General features: G+C 70.0%; 7 protein-coding genes. 5 read left to right on the top strand and 2 right to left on the bottom strand.

All coding sequences use genetic code 11. From position 1 onward, the window contains the following. The first annotated feature begins 110 nt into the window (after positions 1–110). From ABZX79_RS29450 to sbnB, 3 genes are read left to right on the top strand one after another with little or no spacing between them, the layout of a single operon-like run. The gene (locus ABZX79_RS29450; protein ID WP_355264224.1) at positions 111–1,052 is read left to right on the top strand and encodes a TauD/TfdA family dioxygenase; all 942 of its coding nucleotides are present in this window, start codon (positions 111–113) and stop codon (positions 1,050–1,052) included. A gap of 37 nt (positions 1,053–1,089) precedes the next feature. Then, the gene (locus tag ABZX79_RS29455) at positions 1,090–1,716 is read left to right on the top strand and encodes a flavin reductase family protein (RefSeq protein ID WP_355264227.1); all 627 of its coding nucleotides are present in this window, start codon (positions 1,090–1,092) and stop codon (positions 1,714–1,716) included. After that, positions 1,713–2,747, top strand: a complete 1,035-nt coding sequence (sbnB, locus tag ABZX79_RS29460) for a 2,3-diaminopropionate biosynthesis protein SbnB (RefSeq protein WP_355264229.1) — start codon at positions 1,713–1,715, stop codon at positions 2,745–2,747. Before ABZX79_RS29455 ends, sbnB begins: the two co-directional genes overlap by 4 nt. On the opposite strand, the gene ABZX79_RS29465 is transcribed toward sbnB, so the two are convergent. Further along, complete coding sequence (locus ABZX79_RS29465) at positions 2,738–3,658, bottom strand: AfsR/SARP family transcriptional regulator (RefSeq protein ID WP_355264232.1); 921 nt, start codon at positions 3,656–3,658, stop codon at positions 2,738–2,740. The two genes, sbnB and ABZX79_RS29465, sit on opposite strands and share 10 nt — an antisense overlap. A gap of 486 nt (positions 3,659–4,144) precedes the next feature. On the opposite strand from ABZX79_RS29465, the gene sbnA reads away from it, so the two are divergent. Together sbnA and ABZX79_RS29475 are read left to right on the top strand one after the other, a co-directional pair. Then, positions 4,145–5,104: a 2,3-diaminopropionate biosynthesis protein SbnA gene (gene sbnA, locus ABZX79_RS29470; RefSeq protein WP_355264235.1), complete on the top strand. Its 960-nt coding sequence runs from the start codon at positions 4,145–4,147 to the stop codon at positions 5,102–5,104. A gap of 595 nt (positions 5,105–5,699) precedes the next feature. Continuing rightward, on the top strand, positions 5,700–8,408 hold the full coding sequence (locus ABZX79_RS29475) for a SpoIIE family protein phosphatase (protein ID WP_355264238.1): 2,709 nt from the start codon (positions 5,700–5,702) through the stop codon (positions 8,406–8,408). Positions 8,409–8,427: 19 nt separating this feature from the next. Here ABZX79_RS29475 and ABZX79_RS29480 read toward each other — a convergent pair whose 3' ends face one another. After that, positions 8,428–17,916, bottom strand: a complete 9,489-nt coding sequence (locus ABZX79_RS29480; protein WP_355264241.1) for an amino acid adenylation domain-containing protein — start codon at positions 17,914–17,916, stop codon at positions 8,428–8,430. Between the last annotated feature and the right edge of the window lie 38 nt (positions 17,917–17,954).

A 17,954-nucleotide genomic window follows, 5' to 3' on the forward strand; every position in this document is an offset into this window, starting at 1 on the left:
GGGAGAGCGGCTATATGCCGTCTATACAGGCGCAGGCGAAGGAGAGATACCGAAGAAATATAGATACGGCAGTCACCATCGGGGCACGTCCCACTGAGAGGAGCCGCCCGATGGACGGTCAGAGCACCTGGGCACCGAAGGAAATCACGCCGGCCGAAGCCGGGGCAGCGGCGACGCCGCAGGGTCTGGTCGGCCACCTGCGCGGCCTCACCGGTCTGGGGTCCCTGCTGACCCGCCACAAGGCGCTGGTCTTCCGCGGCTTCAACGTCACGCGCGCCGAACTCGACGAGGTCATGAACCTCCTTCTGCCCAACCGGCTCGCCTACGTCCACGGAAACTCGCCGCGGACCAAGGTCGGGGAGAACGTCTACACCTCCACCGAGTACCCGCCCGAGTACACGATCTCCATGCACAACGAGATGTCGTACGCCCACCAGTGGCCCGCCCGGCTGCTGTTCTTCTGCGACCGAGAGCCGGTGACGGGCGGCGCGACCCCTCTGGTGGACGGCGTGCGCTGGCTGGAGGCACTGGACGCCGAGGTGCGCGACGGTTTCGCCGGGGGAGTGCGCTACTCCCAGAATCTGCATGGCGGCCGGGGTCTGGGCAAGAGTTGGCAGGAGACCTTCGAGACCGAGTCGCGCGCCGACGTGGAGACGTTCCTCAAGAGCGCGGAGGCAGACTGGGAGTGGCGCGAGGACGGCGGTCTGCGCGTCACGCAGACGCGCCCGGCGACCGTCCGCCACCCGGTGACCGGTACAGAGGTGTGGTTCAACCAGGCCGACCAGTGGCATGCCGCAGGGCTTGGGGACGAGACGGCCGCGGCGCTCTACCAGATCATGCCGCAGGAGGACCTGCCGCAGTCGGTCACCTTCGCCGACGGCTCACCCATACCGGCCGACTACGTCACCCAGATCCGCGACCGCGGCCTGGAGTCGGCGGTCGACGTGGACTGGCACACCGGAGACGTGCTCATCATCGACAACCTCCTGGTAGGCCACGGCCGGCGCCCCTTCACCGGGCCGCGCCGGGTGTTGGTCGCGATGTCCGACTAGCCCCGAACCAGTCAGTCCCGAACGGAGAGCTGCCGAGATGACGCGCCCCTCCCTGCCGACACAGGTTCACCCCTCCCCGCCGATCGCGGGCGACGCCTCGCAGTTCCGGCGGAGGGGCGAGGACTTGGCACAGAACGTGCGGCGCGCCGCACGGCGCTTCGCCACCGGAGTGACGATCGCCGCCGTCCGCCACGGCGAAGGTACGCACGCGCTGACCGCCAACTCCTTCGTCACCCTCTCCCTGGAGCCGGCCCTGATCGGCATCGCGGTCCACCGCGAAGGACGCATGCGGCACTACATCGAGCAGGCCGGCTGTTTCGGGGTCAGCATTCTGAGTGGGGGGCAGCAACACTACGCCCAGCACTACGCACGGCGGGACCGGACGGGGCAGTCGCAGCAGCCCGCGATGACCGTCCTGGACACCGATCCCGCCGTGCCCCTCGTTCCCGGGTGCGTCGCCTACTTCGTCTGCGGGCTCCAGCACATCTACGCCGTCGGGGACCATGACCTGATGGTGGGCGCGGTGGTCGAGTGTGGCACCTCACTGAAGGACCACGCGCCGCTCGTGTTCCTCGACGGCGAGTTCCGGGCGTCACCGTCACTCGCGGCAGCGGCAGCAGGCAGAGCACAAGAACACGACCGACCGGAAGGCAGTACGCAGTGAGCGATCCCTTGTCCCCGTCCTTCAGCGTGATCCCGGGCGCCCAGGTGCAGGCGACGACCAGTGGACGGGAGGAGGACGTCATCCGGGTTGTCGAGGCTGCGTACCGGCTGCACGGCGAGGGCGCCACGGTGAACCCCGACTCCTACTTCCTCACCTTCCCCGACCGGCCGTCCAGTCGCATCATCGCGCTGCCGGCCTCGGTGCGGGGTGACGTGGACGTACACGGCATCAAATGGATATCGAGCTTCCCGGAGAACGTGGAAGCGGGCATCCCGCGCGCCTCCGCGGTGCTGATCCTCAATGACACCCGCACCGGCTATCCCTTCGCCTGCCTGGAAAGCTCCATCATCAGCGCGGCGCGCACAGCCGCCTCGGCGGCGCTCGCCGCCACGGAGCTCAGCAGGGCCAGGGGTGGCGACCGCCCGACGCGGGTCGGTTTCTTCGGGACGGGGCTCATTGCCCGCTACATCCACCGCTATCTGGTCGCCAGCGGCATGGCCTTCACCGCTTTGGGAGTCCATGACGTGTCGCCAGTGCACGCCGAAGCGTTCAAGGGCTATCTGCGGCGCACCGAGGGGGGCGAGATCACGGTGCACGACAAGGCGGAAGACCTGGTCCGGTCCAGCGACCTGATCGTCTTCGCCACCGTCGCCGGCGAGCCGCACGTGAGCGACCCGTCCTGGTTCCACCACAACCCGCTTGTCCTGCACATCTCGCTGCGGGACGTGTCGACCGACGTGGTCCTGGCATCCCACAACGTGACCGACGACGTAGAGCATTGCATGAAGGCGAACACGTCACTGCACCTGACCGAACAGCGCGTCGGCAACCGGGATTTCGTGGCAGGCACGCTCTTCGACGTACTGACCGGCGCTCTCACCTGCCCGGCCGATCGGCCGGTCGTCTTTTCCCCCTTCGGCCTGGGCGTACTCGACCTCGCGGTGGCGCGCTTCGTTCACGGCGAGGTCGCCAGGGGCGGTGCGCTGCACACTGTCCCCGACTTCTTCAGCGACCTGAAGCGTTACGGGTGACGGTACAGTCTTCGTTCGTCGATCACGAGCCGCGTCCCCGGCCCGAGCCGTATCTCTGATTGTGGGGCACGGCGGGTCAGGTGGCTGGGCAGAATCGTGCGCCGGTCCGGCGCCGACGACGGGGCGCCGGGCGCCCGGTGACCCGCGGGCGCGCCGAACGGCTCCTGCCAGATGCTGTTGAGGTCACCGGTCAGGATCGCCTGGTATGCCTGGCGGAGCGCGAGCCCCGGGTCGACTCCGAGTTCTTCCTCCAGATGCCGCTGGCCGACGTAGTACACCTCGAACGCGTCGGCCTGGCGGTCGGACATGTACAGCGCCACCATCAGCTGGGCGCGCAGCCGTTCGCGGAGGGGGCGTGCCCGCACCAACGCGACGAGTTCGGGCGTGAGCTGCTCATGCCGGCCCAGTGCCAGATCGGCGGCGATCCGGTACTCCAAGGTCTCCATGCGCGCTTCTTCCATGCTGGGCCCCGCGGTCTCCGCCAGCTGATCCGTGACACCCGTCAGCGTCGGACCGTGCCAGAGGTCGAGCGCCGCCCGCAGCACCTCCGCGGCATATGGATAGTCACCTTCCCGCAGTGCTGCGCGCCCGGCGTGGGACAGCATCTCGAACTCGTGGTAATCGAAGCGTCCGGCGGTGGTCCGCATCAGGTACCCCGTGCCCTTGCGGACGATTTCCGCCCGCCCGTCGAGGTGTTGACGCAGCCGCGAGGCGTACGTATATATCTGCGCCTGGTACGTCTCGGGCGGAGTTTTGCTCCACAGCATCTCGCCCAGCTGGTAGTCGGGGAGAACTCGTCCGCCGGCGAGCAGCAGGGCTGCGAGCATGGTGCGCTGTTTTGTTCCGTTGAGTGGTAACTCGGAGTTGCCCACCCATAGTCCGACCGGGCCGAGAATACGAAACTCCAGCATTCTTGAACTTCTCCTCAGGTGAAGCGCAATGGGCATGGGTAATCGACTGTGCGGGGCGGTGGAATGGGGAAGTGGGGACTCGGAGTTTCGAGGGAGGAGGTTACGAAGTTCGCACGATAAGCGGGACACTAACGTCACTCCCCGGTAATTTCACTGCACTATCGGCTCTCAGTTCGATCGGCACCCCTGCGGCGACACTAACCTTGGCCCAAGGGGGAGTCAAGGATGATCGGGTAATGGGTGCGTGACGGAGGTGGGGGTGACCGTCGGCCATTGCGGATTGGTGTCCGCTGGCTTGAGATTCCTACTGCAAAGCGGATCGGTGGATTCAATTTTATGCCGTGACCTGCGGCTGTAAGTTATTAGCGGCTCCTGCAAACCCTAAATAACAGGTGCTAGAAACTTGTATCACCCTGCTTTCGGCCTTTCTGGCCGATACCGGCTGTCGTATAGGTCAAATATGGAGGTCATGGTGAGCGTGTCCCTGTGACAGCTATCATCACGAATCCCCTGGATTTCAATGTCGAAGACCTCTACGTCGACCTCCGGCAGAGCATCGGGTGTCAGCTATATCTCAAATGCGAGGGCTTCAATTTCGCTGGGTCGATCAAGGCCAAAGCCGCTGCGGAGATGGTGGACGCCAAGGAACGCGAAGGTGAGCTCCGAGAGGGCGGAACGCTCGTAGAGTCGTCGTCGGGGAACATGGGCGTCGCGCTGAGTATCGTCGCCGCCAGCAGGGGTTACCGTTTCGTCTGCGTCACGGACACACGCTGCACGCTCACGGCCCGGCGAACGATGGAGGCCCTGGGCAGCGAAGTACACGTGGTCAATGAACCCGACGCGGAAGGCGGTTTCCTCGGGGCTCGCCTGGCCCATGTCAGGCGGCTGTGCGCAGCGAACGCCGGCTACCTGTGGTTGAACCAGTACGCGAACTCAGGCAATTGGCGTGGTCACTACCGCACAACGGGCCCCGAAGTGGCCAAGGCCTTCCCGGAGCTGGACGTGCTGTTCGTCGGGGCCGGGACAACCGGCACCCTCATGGGCTGCGCCCGCTACTTCCGGGAGAACCACCCCGAGGTCTCGATCGTCGCGATCGACACCATCGGCTCTGTAACCTTCGACCGCCCCGCCGGCCGCCGCTTGATTCCCGGCCTCGGCACCAGCGTGCGGCCCCCGATCCTTGACGCGTCCTACGCGGACGACGTGGTGTACGTCGCAGAGGCAGAGACAGTCCGCATGTGCCACCGCCTCGTACGCCACGGCTTTCTCTTCGGAGGGTCCACGGGAACCGTCGTCAGCGGGGCCATGGACTGGCTGGCGGCGCACGGAGGTCAGGACGAGTTGACCGCCGTTGCCATCTCCCCCGACTTCGGCGGCAATTACCTGGACACCATCTACGACGAGGAGTGGGTGACCCGCGCCTACGGCGCCAACGCCCTCAAGTGAGAACCCTGGCCACGCCTGCCTCAGCCCGGAGTCCCCCGCGTGAAGGAGCCGGACCCCCAGAGAGCTGAAGGTCCTCACCAGCCGTCGCCTCAACGGCCTCGTGCCGGCCGGTGTGCAGTCCGGCACCGGAGGGCGGCGGTTCGTTGTGGACCCACCACCCGAGGACGGGTCGCTCCCAGTGCTTCGTGAACCCGATCGACGAGCGACCCGTAACAGACGGCCGGCATCGCCGCTCGGGCGGAACGGGGACGGCAACGGGTTCGCGGTCATGGTGACCGACCTCGTTGTCGTGTACGGCGTGTCCGACACGACCGTGTTCCCGCTTCGACCCCCTGCGCGGACGCAACCTCGTCCGGATCACCGACAAGCCCGCGCACTGACCACCGGGGTCCTGCCCGCAGCCGGCGCGAGCCCAAGGGAGGCGAGATTCCGGGGACGCCCCTGGGAACCCCCACGGTTCGCGTGTGGAGCGCCGCCGAGAACAAGTGGACCACCCTGCCGCAGCTCGACCATGCCGGCCACCCGCTGTTCGCCGGATGTTCCGCCGACGCGCACCGCCGTCGCCGGAGGGCGGCAACGAGGCCAGAATGGCCCTATGGGCGGATTCGACCGATTCAGGGCGCGGCTCCGTGGATCCGGCCGCTCCCGGCCGCCGGGCCCGCCCCTCCGGTCCCTGCTCAGCGTCCGTACGGTGGCCGGTCAGGTGTTTCTGCTGCTGCTCGTCTTCGTGGTGCTCCTGGTCACCGCGGCAGTGGTCTCGCACGTACTGCAGGGGCGGCGCGAGAGCATGCAGGAGGCGTCCCTGCGCACGCGTGCCGTCGCCGAGGCGTTCGCCCACTCCCCGGCGATCGTGCCGGCGCTGGACAGCGAGAACCCCACCGCCACGCTGCAGCCGTGGGCCGAGGAGGCCAGGCGGGGCGGCGGCGTCGACCTCATCGTCGTGTACTCGCCCGACGGAACCCGGTACACCCACCGGTACCCCGACCTCATCGGGGAGCACGTGGTGGGCAGCGGAGAGCCGCCGAGTGAGCCCGTCACGCGGACCACGGAGACGACCTCGGGCGTCTCCGTGATCTCCCTGTCTCCGGTCCGCCGGCCGGACGGCTCGGTCGCCGGCACCGTGGCGGCGAGCATCACGGTCGAGCGGGTGCAGGGCGTGGTCGGCCGGCAGCTGCCGGTGCTTCTCGGCTCCGCCGCCGTGGCGATGGCCCTGGCCACCGGCGGTGCGGTGCTGGTCAGCCGGCGTCTGCGGCGGCAGACCCGCGGACTGGACCCGGCCGAACTGGCGCGACTGTACGAGCACCACGACGCCGTGCTGCACGCTGTCCGGGAAGGCGTCCTCATCATCGGGAGCGACGGGCGGCTGCTGCTGGCCAATGACGAGGCCCGCCGACTGCTCGACCTGCCCCAGGACGCCGAAGGGCGCCGGGTGACCGACGTGGGCCTGGATCCGGCCACCGCCCGACTGCTGACCTCGCGCCGCGCCGCCACCGACGAGGTGTGCGTGGCGGGCGACCGCCTGCTGGCCGTCAATCTGCGCCACACCGGCGAACGCGGCGGGCCGCCCGGGATCGTCGCCACCCTGCGCGACACCACCGACCTGAGAGCGCTCGCCGGCAAGGCGGAAGGGGTACGGGAGCGCCTGCTCCTGCTGTACGAGGCGGGGGCGCGCATCGGCACCACCCTCGACGTGACCAGGACCGCCGAAGAGCTGACGGAAGTGGCGATCCCCCGGTTCGCCGACTTCGCCACGGTCGACCTGGTGGAGAGCATCCTGCGGGGCGAGGAACCGATCACGCCGCGCGGAGCGGTCACGAACATGCGCCGCACGGCCGTCGCAGGCCTGAGCACTGACCACCCGTTCCATCCCGTCGGCTACGTGCTCGGCTTCATTCCCGACGGCCCCTCGGCGCCGGGCATGCGCAGTGGCCGCACGGTTCTGGAACCCGATCTGACCACCTCGCCGGACTTCCGCCGACGCGATCCCGAACGGACGCAGCGGATCATCGCGTACGGCGTCCACTCGCTGCTCTCGGTTCCGCTGCACGCGCGCGGCGTGGTCCTCGGGATGGCGAATTTCTGGCGTACGCGCAATCCCGAGCCCTTCCACGAGGACGACGTGTCCTTCGCCGAGGAACTGGTGGCCCGGGCCGCCGTCTGCGTGGACAACGCCCGCCGCTACACGCGCGAGCACGAGATGGCGGTCACCCTGCAACGCAGCCTGCTGCCGAGCGCTGTGCCCGAGCAGAACGCCGTCGATGTGGCCTTCCGCTACCTGCCCGCCCAGGCCGGGGTGGGCGGCGACTGGTTCGACGTCATTCCGCTGCCCGGCTCCCGGGTCGCGCTGGTCGTCGGTGACGTCGTCGGGCACGGTCTGCACGCGGCCGCCACGATGGGGCGGCTGCGCACGGCGGTCCAGAACTTCTCCACCCTGGACCTGCCGGCCGACGAACTCCTCGCACGTGTCGATGAACTCGTCGGCCGGATGGATCAGGAGGAGAGAGCCGGCGGAGGGGGAACGGAGATCACGGGGGCCACATGTCTGTACGCGATCTACGATCCGGTCACCGGGTGCTGTTCAGTCGCCAGGGCCGGACACCCGGGACCCGCGGTGGTTATGCCCGACGGCACCGTGGAGTTCCCCGAGACACCGGCCGGCCTCCCTCTCGGCCTGGGCGGCCTGCCCTTCGAGGCGGCCGAAGTGCGGCTGCCCGAGGGGAGCCGGCTGGTGCTCTTCACGGACGGCCTCGTCGAGGCGCGGAGCCGGGACCTCGATACCGGTCTCGAACTGCTGCGCCGCAGCCTGAGCCGCCGTGGCCGGACCCCGGAGGAGACCTGCGCCGACGTACTGCGGACCATGCTGCCCACCCCTCCGGGCGACGACGTGGCTCTCCTGGTGGCCGGGACGCGCATTCTCGACCCGGACCGGGTCGCTCACTGGGACGTGGCGCCCGATCCCTCCGCCGTCGCCGAGGTGCGCAAGGGGGTCACGCGGCAGCTCGGCGAATGGGGGCTGGAGGAGGAGGCCTTCGCCACGGAACTGATCCTCAGTGAACTGGTCACCAACGCCATCCGGTACGGCGCCGCCCCGATCCGGGTCCGTCTGCTGTACGACCGCACGCTCATCTGCGAAGTCTCCGACACCAGCAGCACCGCGCCGCACCTGCGCTACGCGGCGACGACCGACGAGGGCGGCCGGGGCCTGTTCCTCGTCGCCCGGTTCGCCGAACGCTGGGGTACCCGCTACACCGACAAGGGCAAGGTCATCTGGTCGGAGCAGACCCCGGGCGCGGGCGTCCTGTGAGTGCGGGACGGGCCGGGTCTCACGCGACACGGCTCTCACCACCCGTGAGGCCCGTGAGGTCCGAGAAGCCGTCGAGGACGGCCAGCGCGAGTTCGGCGTTCTGCGCGAGGTACTTCTCGTCGAGCATTTCGGCGTGCGTGCCGAACCCGCGCAGCAGTTCCGTGCGGGTGGTCGAGCTGCCGTGCCAGGTGCCGCGCTGCCCCGCCGCGTAGAAGGCCGACTTCCGCTCGTCGGAGATCACGCTGACGGTCGCCGCCACCGTGCCCAGGTTGGGCGTACGGCCGCAGAAGTCCAGGTACTCCCTGGCCTGTTCGAGAGTTTCGGCGGTGACGGTCTCCGAGCCCGTGTGGCGGTGCAGATGGGCCCGCAGCTCCTGCTCGAACGCCTCGATGTGCTCGTCGGCGAGGGAGTGGGGAGTCAGGAGGCGGTACGAGTCCATGATCACCACATGGGGGACTTCGCGCCCGCGCCGTTCGAGTTCCTTGGCGACCTCGAAGGCGAGGTTGCCGCCGAGGGAGTAGCCGAGGAGGGGGCAGGGCCCGTCGGGCCGCAGCGTCTCAATGAGGTCGGTGTAGCGGGTCACCTTGTCGCCGTCGAGGTGGTTGAAGGCGACCAGTTCGTACGGGGGGAGGTGTGCGGCGAAGCGGCGGTAGACCAGTCCGTGCCCACCGGCCGGCGGGAAGCAGAAGAGGACGGGGGCATCGCCGCCGCGGCCCGAATTGAAGGTCAGGTACGGGCGGTTGCCGGAGATCTTGCCCGTGATGATGTCCTCGACCGTCCTGGCCATGCCGTGCAGGGTGGTGACCTTGAAGAGCAGACCGACCGGGATGGTGATGCCGAACTCCGACTGGAGGCGGTGGATCAGCTCGATGAGCCTGATGGAACTGCCGCCGGAGGCGAAGAAGTCGTCGCGCAGGCCCATGCGTTCCCTGCCGAGCAGCGCCTGCCAGTGGGCCGCCATGCTCTGTTCGTACAGCGTGACCGGTGGTTCATGGGTCTCGGCCGCCGTTTCCACCCGGGGCTCCGGCAGCGCGGCGAGGTCCACCTTACCGTTCGGGGTCAGCGGCAGGGCGTCGAGCGCCGTGAAGTACGCCGGGATGAGATAAGTGGGGAGCCGGGCGGCGAGATGGCGGTGCAGCGACCGCGGATCAAGGTCGGTCGCGGCGGCCGGAACGCAGTACGCGCACAGCACGGCGTCGCCCCGGACGTCCGTGCGGACCGTGACGCAGGCCTGGGCGATGCCGGGTGAGGACATCAGCAGGGACTCGATCTCGCCGGGCTCGATGCGATGGCCGCGCACCTTGATCTGGGCGTCGGCGCGGCCGACGAGGTGCGTCCGGCCCTGCGGGTCACGGCGGGCCAGGTCACCGGTGCGGTAGAGCCGTTCGGGGATGGCACCGGGGCCCCGGCCCAGGGGCAGGGTCACGAAGCGGTCCGCGGTCTGCCCGGGGTCGCCCGCGTAGTCGATGGCGAGGCCCGCGCCGCCGACCCACAACTCGCCCGTGACACCGGGCGGTACGGGCTCGCGGTGGTCGTCGAGGATGTGCAGGGAGCAATTGGGCAGGGGGCGGCCGATCGGGACCGTCTGATGGGGGTCGAGTCCGTCGGTGGGCCCTTCGAAGCAGGCACTGTCGACGGCGGCCTCGGTCAGGCCGTACGAGTTGATGACGCGGGTACGGGGGCCGCACAGGCGGCGCAGCCGCTCGTACTCCGCGACCTTCCACACGTCGGAGCCGACGATCAGCAGTCGCATGAAGTCCAGCCGGTGGCCGCCTTCTTCGCAGTGGGTCATCAGGGAACGTGCGACGGCGGGGACGAACTCGGCGCAGTCGACGGCCTCGGCGGTCATCGTCTCGTGCAGCCGGGCGGTGTTGAGCAGCAGATCGCGGCCGATCAGGACCAGGCGGCCGCCCGAGCACAGGGCGCGGACGAGGTCGCCGGTGAACACGTCGAACGACACGCCGGCCATCTGGAGGTGGACGCCGGGTGAGGTGGCGAGACCGTACTGCGTGCGCCAGGCGGCGTGTACGGCGGCGAGGGCGCGGTGGCTGACGCGTACGGCCTTCGGGCGGCCCGTCGACCCCGAGGTGTGGATGACGTAGGCGGGAGCGTCCATGTCACAGGCGGCGTCGTCGAAGTCCGGCGCCGGGTCCTCATCGGCGAGCAGATCGGTGAGGAAGCCGGCGTCGTGCAACGCGCCTCCCAGCCGTTCGCGTCCCGCCGCGTCGGTGAGGACGAGGCCCGCTCCCGCGTTGTCCGTCATGAAGGCGAGCCGGTCCACGGGGTGGTCCGGGTCGAGCGGCAGATAGGCGGCTCCGGCCTTGAGGACGCTGAGGAGCGCGACGATCAGTTCGGGCGACTTGGCGAGGCAGACGGCGACGACATCACCGGCCTGTACGCCCCGCTCGCGCAGCCGGCCCGCCACGGCGCGGGCGTGGTGCTCCAGTTCGCCGTACGTCAGGTGGCGGGTCGCGCCGGTCTCGTAGGGCACGGAGAGCGCGAGGGCCTCGGGGGCGCGGCCGGCGGCCTCCGCGATCAGCCGGTGCACCGGTACGTCGTGGGGGAGCGGGCGGCCCACGGCGGCGGAGTCGTGAAGGACGTGGTCGCGTTCCTCGGCGCCCAGCAGTTCCAGCCGGGTCACCGGCTCGTCGGCGGGGGCGTGGGTGAGGGCCTCCAGGGCGTTGACGTAGTGCGTGACCATCCGGCGTACGGTCTCGGGCAGGAAGAGGTCGGTGTTGTACTTCAGGACGCAGTGGAAGCGCCGCTCGGCCTCGTCCTCGTACGCCGACAGGGTGAGGTCGAACTGCCCCTCCTCCTCGGGGAGTTCGATGTACTCCAGGGCGTATCCGTACTGCTGCGTGGCCACCTTGTGGGCGAGCAGGATGAACATCGCCTGGAAGACCGCCGACCGGCTCGGGTCGTGCTGGAGACCCAGCTTCTCCACGAGCAGGACGAAGGGGTACTCCTGGTTGTCGAGACCGCCGAGCACCGTCTGGCGGACCTGGGACAGGAGGGCGGAGACCGACGGGGCGCCGGACAGATCGGCGTACAGCGGCAGCGGATTGACGAAGTAGCCGTAGACGGAGGCGAACTGCTCGTCGGTGCGGCCGGTCACGGGGCTGCCGATGATGATGTCGTCCTGCCCCGAGTAGCGGTGCAGCAGGATGTAGTAGGCGCTGAGCAGCACCATGAACACCGTCACGTCGTGCTCGCGGGCCAGGGCGTGGACGCGGGCGCTGAGTCCGGCGTCGAGTACGAAGAACTCGGACGCGCCGTTGTGGGTCTGCACCGCGGGCCGGGGCTTGTCGGTGGGCAGGTCGAGGGCCGGGATCTCGGCGGGCAGGCTGCCCCGCCAGTACTCCAGCATGCGCCGCGCGTCGGGGGAGGCCAGGAACTGGTTCTGCCGGTTGAGGAAGTCCAGGTACCGGGCCGGTACGGGCGGCAGCTGTACGCTCCGGCCCGCGCGCATGCCTTCGTACAGGGCGAGGAGTTCCTCGATGAACGTGAAGGTGGAGATCGCGTCGGAGATGATGTGGTGGACGGCCTTCATGATGACCCAGCGGTCCGGGCCGCGCTTGAAGAGCCGGAAGCGGATCAGCGGGTCGTGTTCGAGGTCGTAGGGCTTGCGGTACTCACGGACGATCAGGGCGTGGATGTCGGTCCAGTCGAGGTCCTGTACGTCGAACAGGGCCACGTCCGGCTCGCCGGCGTCCGAGACGCGCTGCACCGGCTGCCCGTCCTCCAGCGCGAAGTTGGCGCGCAGCATGGGGTGCCGGGCGACGAGGGCGCTGACGGCGGCGAACATCAGCTCCGGTTCCAGTTCGACCCCCACCTCGACGGCGCCGCCGATGTTGTACGCGAAGCCGTCGGGGTTGAGTTGCTTGAGGAACCACAGGGCCTGCTGGTTCTGGGTGAGGGGACAGCGGGACGCGTCCTCGTGGCATTCGACTTCCACCGACGTGCCCGACCCGTCCGCGGTCTCCTCGGCCAGGGCGGCGGTGGCGTCGTACAGCTGGGTGATGAGCTCGTGCGTCGGAGCGCCGCTGAGCAGTGCCACGACCGGCAGGGCGACGCCGGTCTCGGCGTGGACACGGGCGCGCAGTTCCATGGCGAGGAGGGAGTCGAGGCCGAGCGAGCCGAGGCGGCTCGCCGGGTCGATCTGCTCGGCGCGCACCCGTAGTACGGCCGAGGCCAGCGCGGTGAAGCGCTCGGCGACGAGCCTGGTGCGCTGCTCCTCGTCCGTGGTGCGGAAGACGTCCAGGAAGTCACTGTGTTCGTCCGCGGACGAGTCGCCGGCGGCAGCGGCCTCGGCCGCGAGTCGCGTGACGAGCGGGGGAGGGGACGCGTACCAGGCGAGGAAGACCTTCCAGTCGACGATCGTGGCGATCAGCAGTTGTGGCCTGTCCTGGCCGATGACCCGTTCCAGGACGGCCATGCCCGCGCTGGGCGTGAGCGAGCTCATGCCGCGGCTGGTGCGGTAGTGCTCGACCAGGCCGAGCTCCTCGATCATGCCGGTCGCCCACGGCCCCCAGTCGAGGCTGAGCGCCGGCAGGCCCCGGGCGCGGCGGTGGTGGGCCAGTGCGTCGAGGAAGGCGTTGCCCGCCGCGTAGTTGGTCTGGCCCGTCGTGGTGAGCAGGGAGGCGACGGAGGCGAAGAGGACGAAGTGTTCGAGCGGCTCGTCACGCAGATGGTGGTGCAGGAGCCAGGCACCGGCGGCCTTGGGGGCGACGACCGAATCGAAAGCGGTCCGGTCCATGTCGCGGACGAGCGTGTCCTGTACGTGCCCGGCGAGGTGGAACACGCCACGCACGGGCGGCGCGTCCTGTTCGCGGTACGTGTCGAGCCAGGCGGCCAGGGCCTGTTCGTCGGTGATGTCCAGGGCAGCGTGCACGGGGTGGGCGCCGAGGGCTTCCAGCTCTTTGACGAAGCGCACGTTGCTGCCCGCCCCGGAGGTGGGATCGAGGTCGCGCCATTGGGCGCGTTCGGGCAGCGGGGTGCGGCCGACGAGGATGAGATGGCGGGCGCCACGCTGGACGAGGAAACGGCACAGGAGCTTGCCGAGGGCGCCGAAGGCGCCGGTGACGAGGTAGGCGCCGTCCGGGCGCAGGCGCGACGGGAGGGGGCGGGTGAGCCCTTCGGGGTGGGTGAGCCTGCTGATGAGACGACGGCCGTCGCGCAGGGCGACCTCGTCGTCCGCGGTCCCCCCTGGCGCGGCGGGGGCCGCCAGGATCTCGTCCAGCAGGGCTTGTGCCTCCGCCCGGCGGGTCGTGCCCGGGGCTTGCGCGGTATCCGGGGCGAGGCCGCGTTCCGGGGCGAGGTCGATCAGTTTGCCGGGGTGGGCGGTCAGTTCCTGGTGGCGCAGGACGCGGCCGATGCCCCAGGCGGGGGCGCCCAGCGGCTCGACCGGGTCGCCGGCGGCGGCCGCCTGCGTACCTCGGGTGACGATGTGCAGCGCGGCGGGAGAGGCGGTCTGCCGAGGGTCGTCCTGGAGCGCCTGGGCGAGGGCGACGAGGGAGTACCCGCCGGTGGTGCTGTGCCGGCCGAGATACCGGCGCGCGGTGTCGTCGAGCGGCGGCAGGTCGAGATTCCACAGGTGGACGACCGTGTCGGCGCCCTCTTCCAGGTCGGCGAGCAGCCGGCGCAGGTCGTCGGCGCGGCCGGGCACCACGGTCGAGGTGCGGGTGTCGTGGCTGATGGCGTAGGAGTCGCCGGGGCGCACCAGGTGGCAGCGGCCGCCCAGCGCCGTCACGAGCTCCGCGAGCGCGTCCGCGACGCCGCCCCGCGCGTCGGCGAACACCAGCCACGTGCCCGGGGCCGGGGCAGTGACGGCCGGATCGGTGTCGAGAGGCGCCTCGGACCAGGTGAGTTCGGTGAGCCAGTTGTCGATCGTGGCGAGTCCCACGGTGGCCGAAGTCTTCTCGACGTCGGCGGCCCGGAAGCCGCCGATGTGTCCGAGCGGCCGCCCGTCGTCGCTGTAGAGGGTGATGTCACCGATGAGTTCGTCGCCCTGTTGCCGGGTGACAGTGGCGTGGGCCCACAGCGGCCGGTCGCCCACCTCGGTGGTGCGTACGTCGGTGATGGACAGCGGCAGCAGGATGCCGGTGCCCCGGACCCCCGGCTTGTCGCTCGCGGCGGCGAGCAGGGTCTGGAAGCAGGAGTCGAGCAGGACGGGGTGCACATGGTGACGCGCCGCGTCATCACCGATGGGCTCGGGCGGGCGGATCAGGGCCAGTGCCTCGCCCTGGCCGGTCCACACCTCGTCGATGCCCTGGAAGGCGGGGCCGTAGTGGTAGCCGAGTGCGCCTAACGCCGCGTAGCAGGCGGCGGCGTCGAGGTGCTGTTCGCTGCGCGCCCTGATCGCGTCGATGTCCAGCGGGGCGGCGGTGCGCGCACCGTCACTGTGTCCCGTACGGACGACGCCGCACGCGTGAACGGCTGACTCGTCAGGGCCGCCGCCGTCGCCACTCCCGGTCCCGATGGTGAAGGCGGCGTCCTGCGAGGAGAACGACAGCTGTACGCAGCGAGGCGCGTCGTCGGGAAGGAACAGTGCCTTGCGCAGTTCGATGTCGCCGAGCGCGACCTCCGTACCGCCGGTCATGGCCCGTACCGCCTGGGCGGCCATCTCGACGTAGCCCGCGGCCGGGAACAGGGTCCGGCCCTGGATGCGGTGGTCGCCGAGGTAGGGCGCGGTCTCGACGTCGAGCTCTGCTTCCCAGGCGGGTTCGGCGGTGGCCAGGCGGCGGCCGAGGAGGGGGTGGTCGACCTGGCCGAGCCTGACCTGCGCCACGGGGGCGGGCTCGGTCCAGTACCGGTCGCGCTTCCACGGGTAGCGCGGCAGCGGTACGGTCCGGCCCGCGCCCCGCGGGTGCACTGCGCCCCAGTCGATGGCGCAGCCCTCGTTGTGGAGCGCGGCGAGCGAAGTGGTGAAGCGCGCCGCCTCGTCCTCCTCACGGCGGATCGAGGGCAGCGTCAGCACGCCGTCCGCGGCCTGACCGGCCGGCCCGCCGTCGACGCACTCCCTGATCGAGTGACCCAGCACAGGATGCGGGCCGATCTCCAGGAAGACACGGTGGCCGTCGTCGGTCATACGCTCGACGGCCGCGCGGAAGCGGACGCTGTCCCGCACATTGCTCCACCAGTAGTCGGGGCCGAGTTCGGGGCCGTGGGCCAGGCCCTCTCGTGCGGTCAGGTACAGCGGTACGCGGGCTGGGCGCGGCTCGATGCCGGAGAGGCTGCTGAGCAGCTCGTCCTTGATCAGTTCCATCCGGGCGCTGTGGTAGGGCACCCGTACGGTGAGGAACCTGGCGAAGATCTGCTCCGCGTGCAGGCTCTCCGCGAGCGCGGCGAGCGCCGTCTCGTCCCCGGCGAGGGTGAGCGCGCCCGGACTGTTCACGGCCGCGACGGACACCTGGCCGCCGTACGGGCGCAGGCGGCGCACCGCCTCCTCCTCGGGCAGGCCCACGGCGAGCATCGTCCCGGTGCCCACCAGCCGCTGCTGGAGACGGCTGCGGTGTACGACGATCCGCACCGCGTCGCGCAGGCTGTAGACGCCGGCTTCGTGGAACGCGGCGATCTCTCCCGTGCTGTGACCGACGATCGCGTCGGGATGTACGCCGTGCGCGCGCCACAGGGCGGCGAGCCCGGTCTGGACGGCGAAGTTGGCGGGCTGCGCCAGCCACGTCTCGTCCATCCGGGAGTCGGCCGCCTCCGCGCTCATCTCCTCGATCAGGGACCAGCCGGTCAGCGCGGCGATCTCACGGTCGCAGCACTCGACGGCCTCCCGGTAGACGGGCTGCGAGGCGAACAGCTCACGGCCCATCCCCCACCACTGGGGGCCCATCCCGGTGAACACCCACGCGGGCCGCCGCTGCTGGCCCTCGCGACGCCGGCCGAGGGTCACGCGGGGGTGGGCCTCGCCCCGTACGTACGCCGAGAGCGCCTCGTCGAGTTCGTCGCGGGAGCTGTAGACCACCGACAGCCGGGCGTCGTGGTGCTGGCGGCGGTGCGCGAGGGTGTGGCCGAGGTCGGCGGTGGAGGTGGTGTGGCCGCTGAAGGGGCTGTGGGGCCGCGCCAGTTCCTGGCGGATCCCTTCGGCGAGTACGGGCAGGCCGGAGGCATCGTGCGCGCTCAGCGGAAGGATGCTGTAGCCGGGGCGGGGCGCCGTCTCCCCGTCTTCGGTGTGCGAAGGCGGTGGCGGCGTCTCCAGCAGGACATGTGCGTTGGTGCCGCCGAAGCCGAACGAGTTGACGCCGGCGCGGGCCGGTCCCTCGTGTGCGGGCCAGCGGGTGACCTGGGTCGGAATGTCGAAAGGCAGGGCGGCGAGGTCGATGGCCGGGTTGACCTGTTCCAGATTGATGTGCGGGGGGATCACACGGTGCTTGACGCTGAGGGCGGTCTTGATGAGCCCGGCGATTCCGGCGGCCGACTCGGTGTGCCCGATGTTGGTCTTGACGGAGCCGACATAGCAGGCGGCGCCCGGCTCGCGGCCGATGGCGAGGGCCCGGCCGAGGGCGTTGGCCTCGACGGGGTCGCCGACCGGGGTGGACGTGCCGTGCGCCTCGACGTACTGGAGGTCGCCCGGTGTGATGCCGGCCTCGGCGCACACCCGCTGGATCAGGGCGACTTGGGCGTCGGCGTTGGGCACGGTGATGCCGTTGCTGCGCCCGTCCTGGTTGACACCGCTCGCGGTGATCACGGCATGGACGGGATCGCCGTCGCGGACGGCGTCCTCAAGGCGTTTCAGGGCGACCACACCGACACCTTCGGCGTGGACATAGCCGTTCGCGCCGGCGTCGAAGGCGCGGGATCTGCCCTCGGGAGAGAGGAAGCCGCCCTTGGTCTCGGCGATGGTGTACTGGGGGGCCAGGTGCAGCAGAGTGCCGCCGGCCAGGGCGACGGTGCTCTCGCCCCGGCGCAGGCTCTCGCAGGCGAGGTGCACGGAGACCAGGGACGAGCTGCACGCGGTGTCGACGGAAACACTGGGCCCGCGGAAGTCGAAGCAGTAGGAGATGCGGTTCGACACCATCGTCATCATCGTGCCGGTCGCCGTGTGCGCGCCCAGGGTGTCGAACCGCAGGTCGGCGAACTGAAGGATCTTGTAGTCCAGGGTGAACGCGCCGATGAACACGCCGACATCGTGTCCGGCCAGCTCGGCCGGCTTCTGTCCGCCGTCCTCCAGCGCCTCCCACGCCACCTCCAGCAGCTTTCGCTGCTGGGGGTCCATGTGGGTCGCCTCGCGCGGGCTGATGCCGAAGAACGCGGGGTCGAACTCGTCGAACCCGTCGATGTATCCGCCCCTGCCTCCCACCAGGCGGCCTGGTTTGGCCTTGTCCCGGCTGCCCAGGGTGGTCACGTCGTATCTGTCGTGCGGCGTCGGGGTGATGCAGTCCTTGCCGTCGATCAGGTTCTGCCAGAAGGTCCGGTGGTCGCACGCACCGCCGGGGAAACGGCAGCCGATGCCGATGATCGCGATCTTCTCGGGAGGAGTGGTACGGAGCGAGTCGGTCATTTCAGCTCCTTGAGTTGGGTAGCCGTAAAGAAGGCAAG

Source organism: Streptomyces sp. NPDC002994, from assembly GCF_040611155.1.
Lineage (GTDB): Bacteria > Actinomycetota > Actinomycetes > Streptomycetales > Streptomycetaceae > Streptomyces.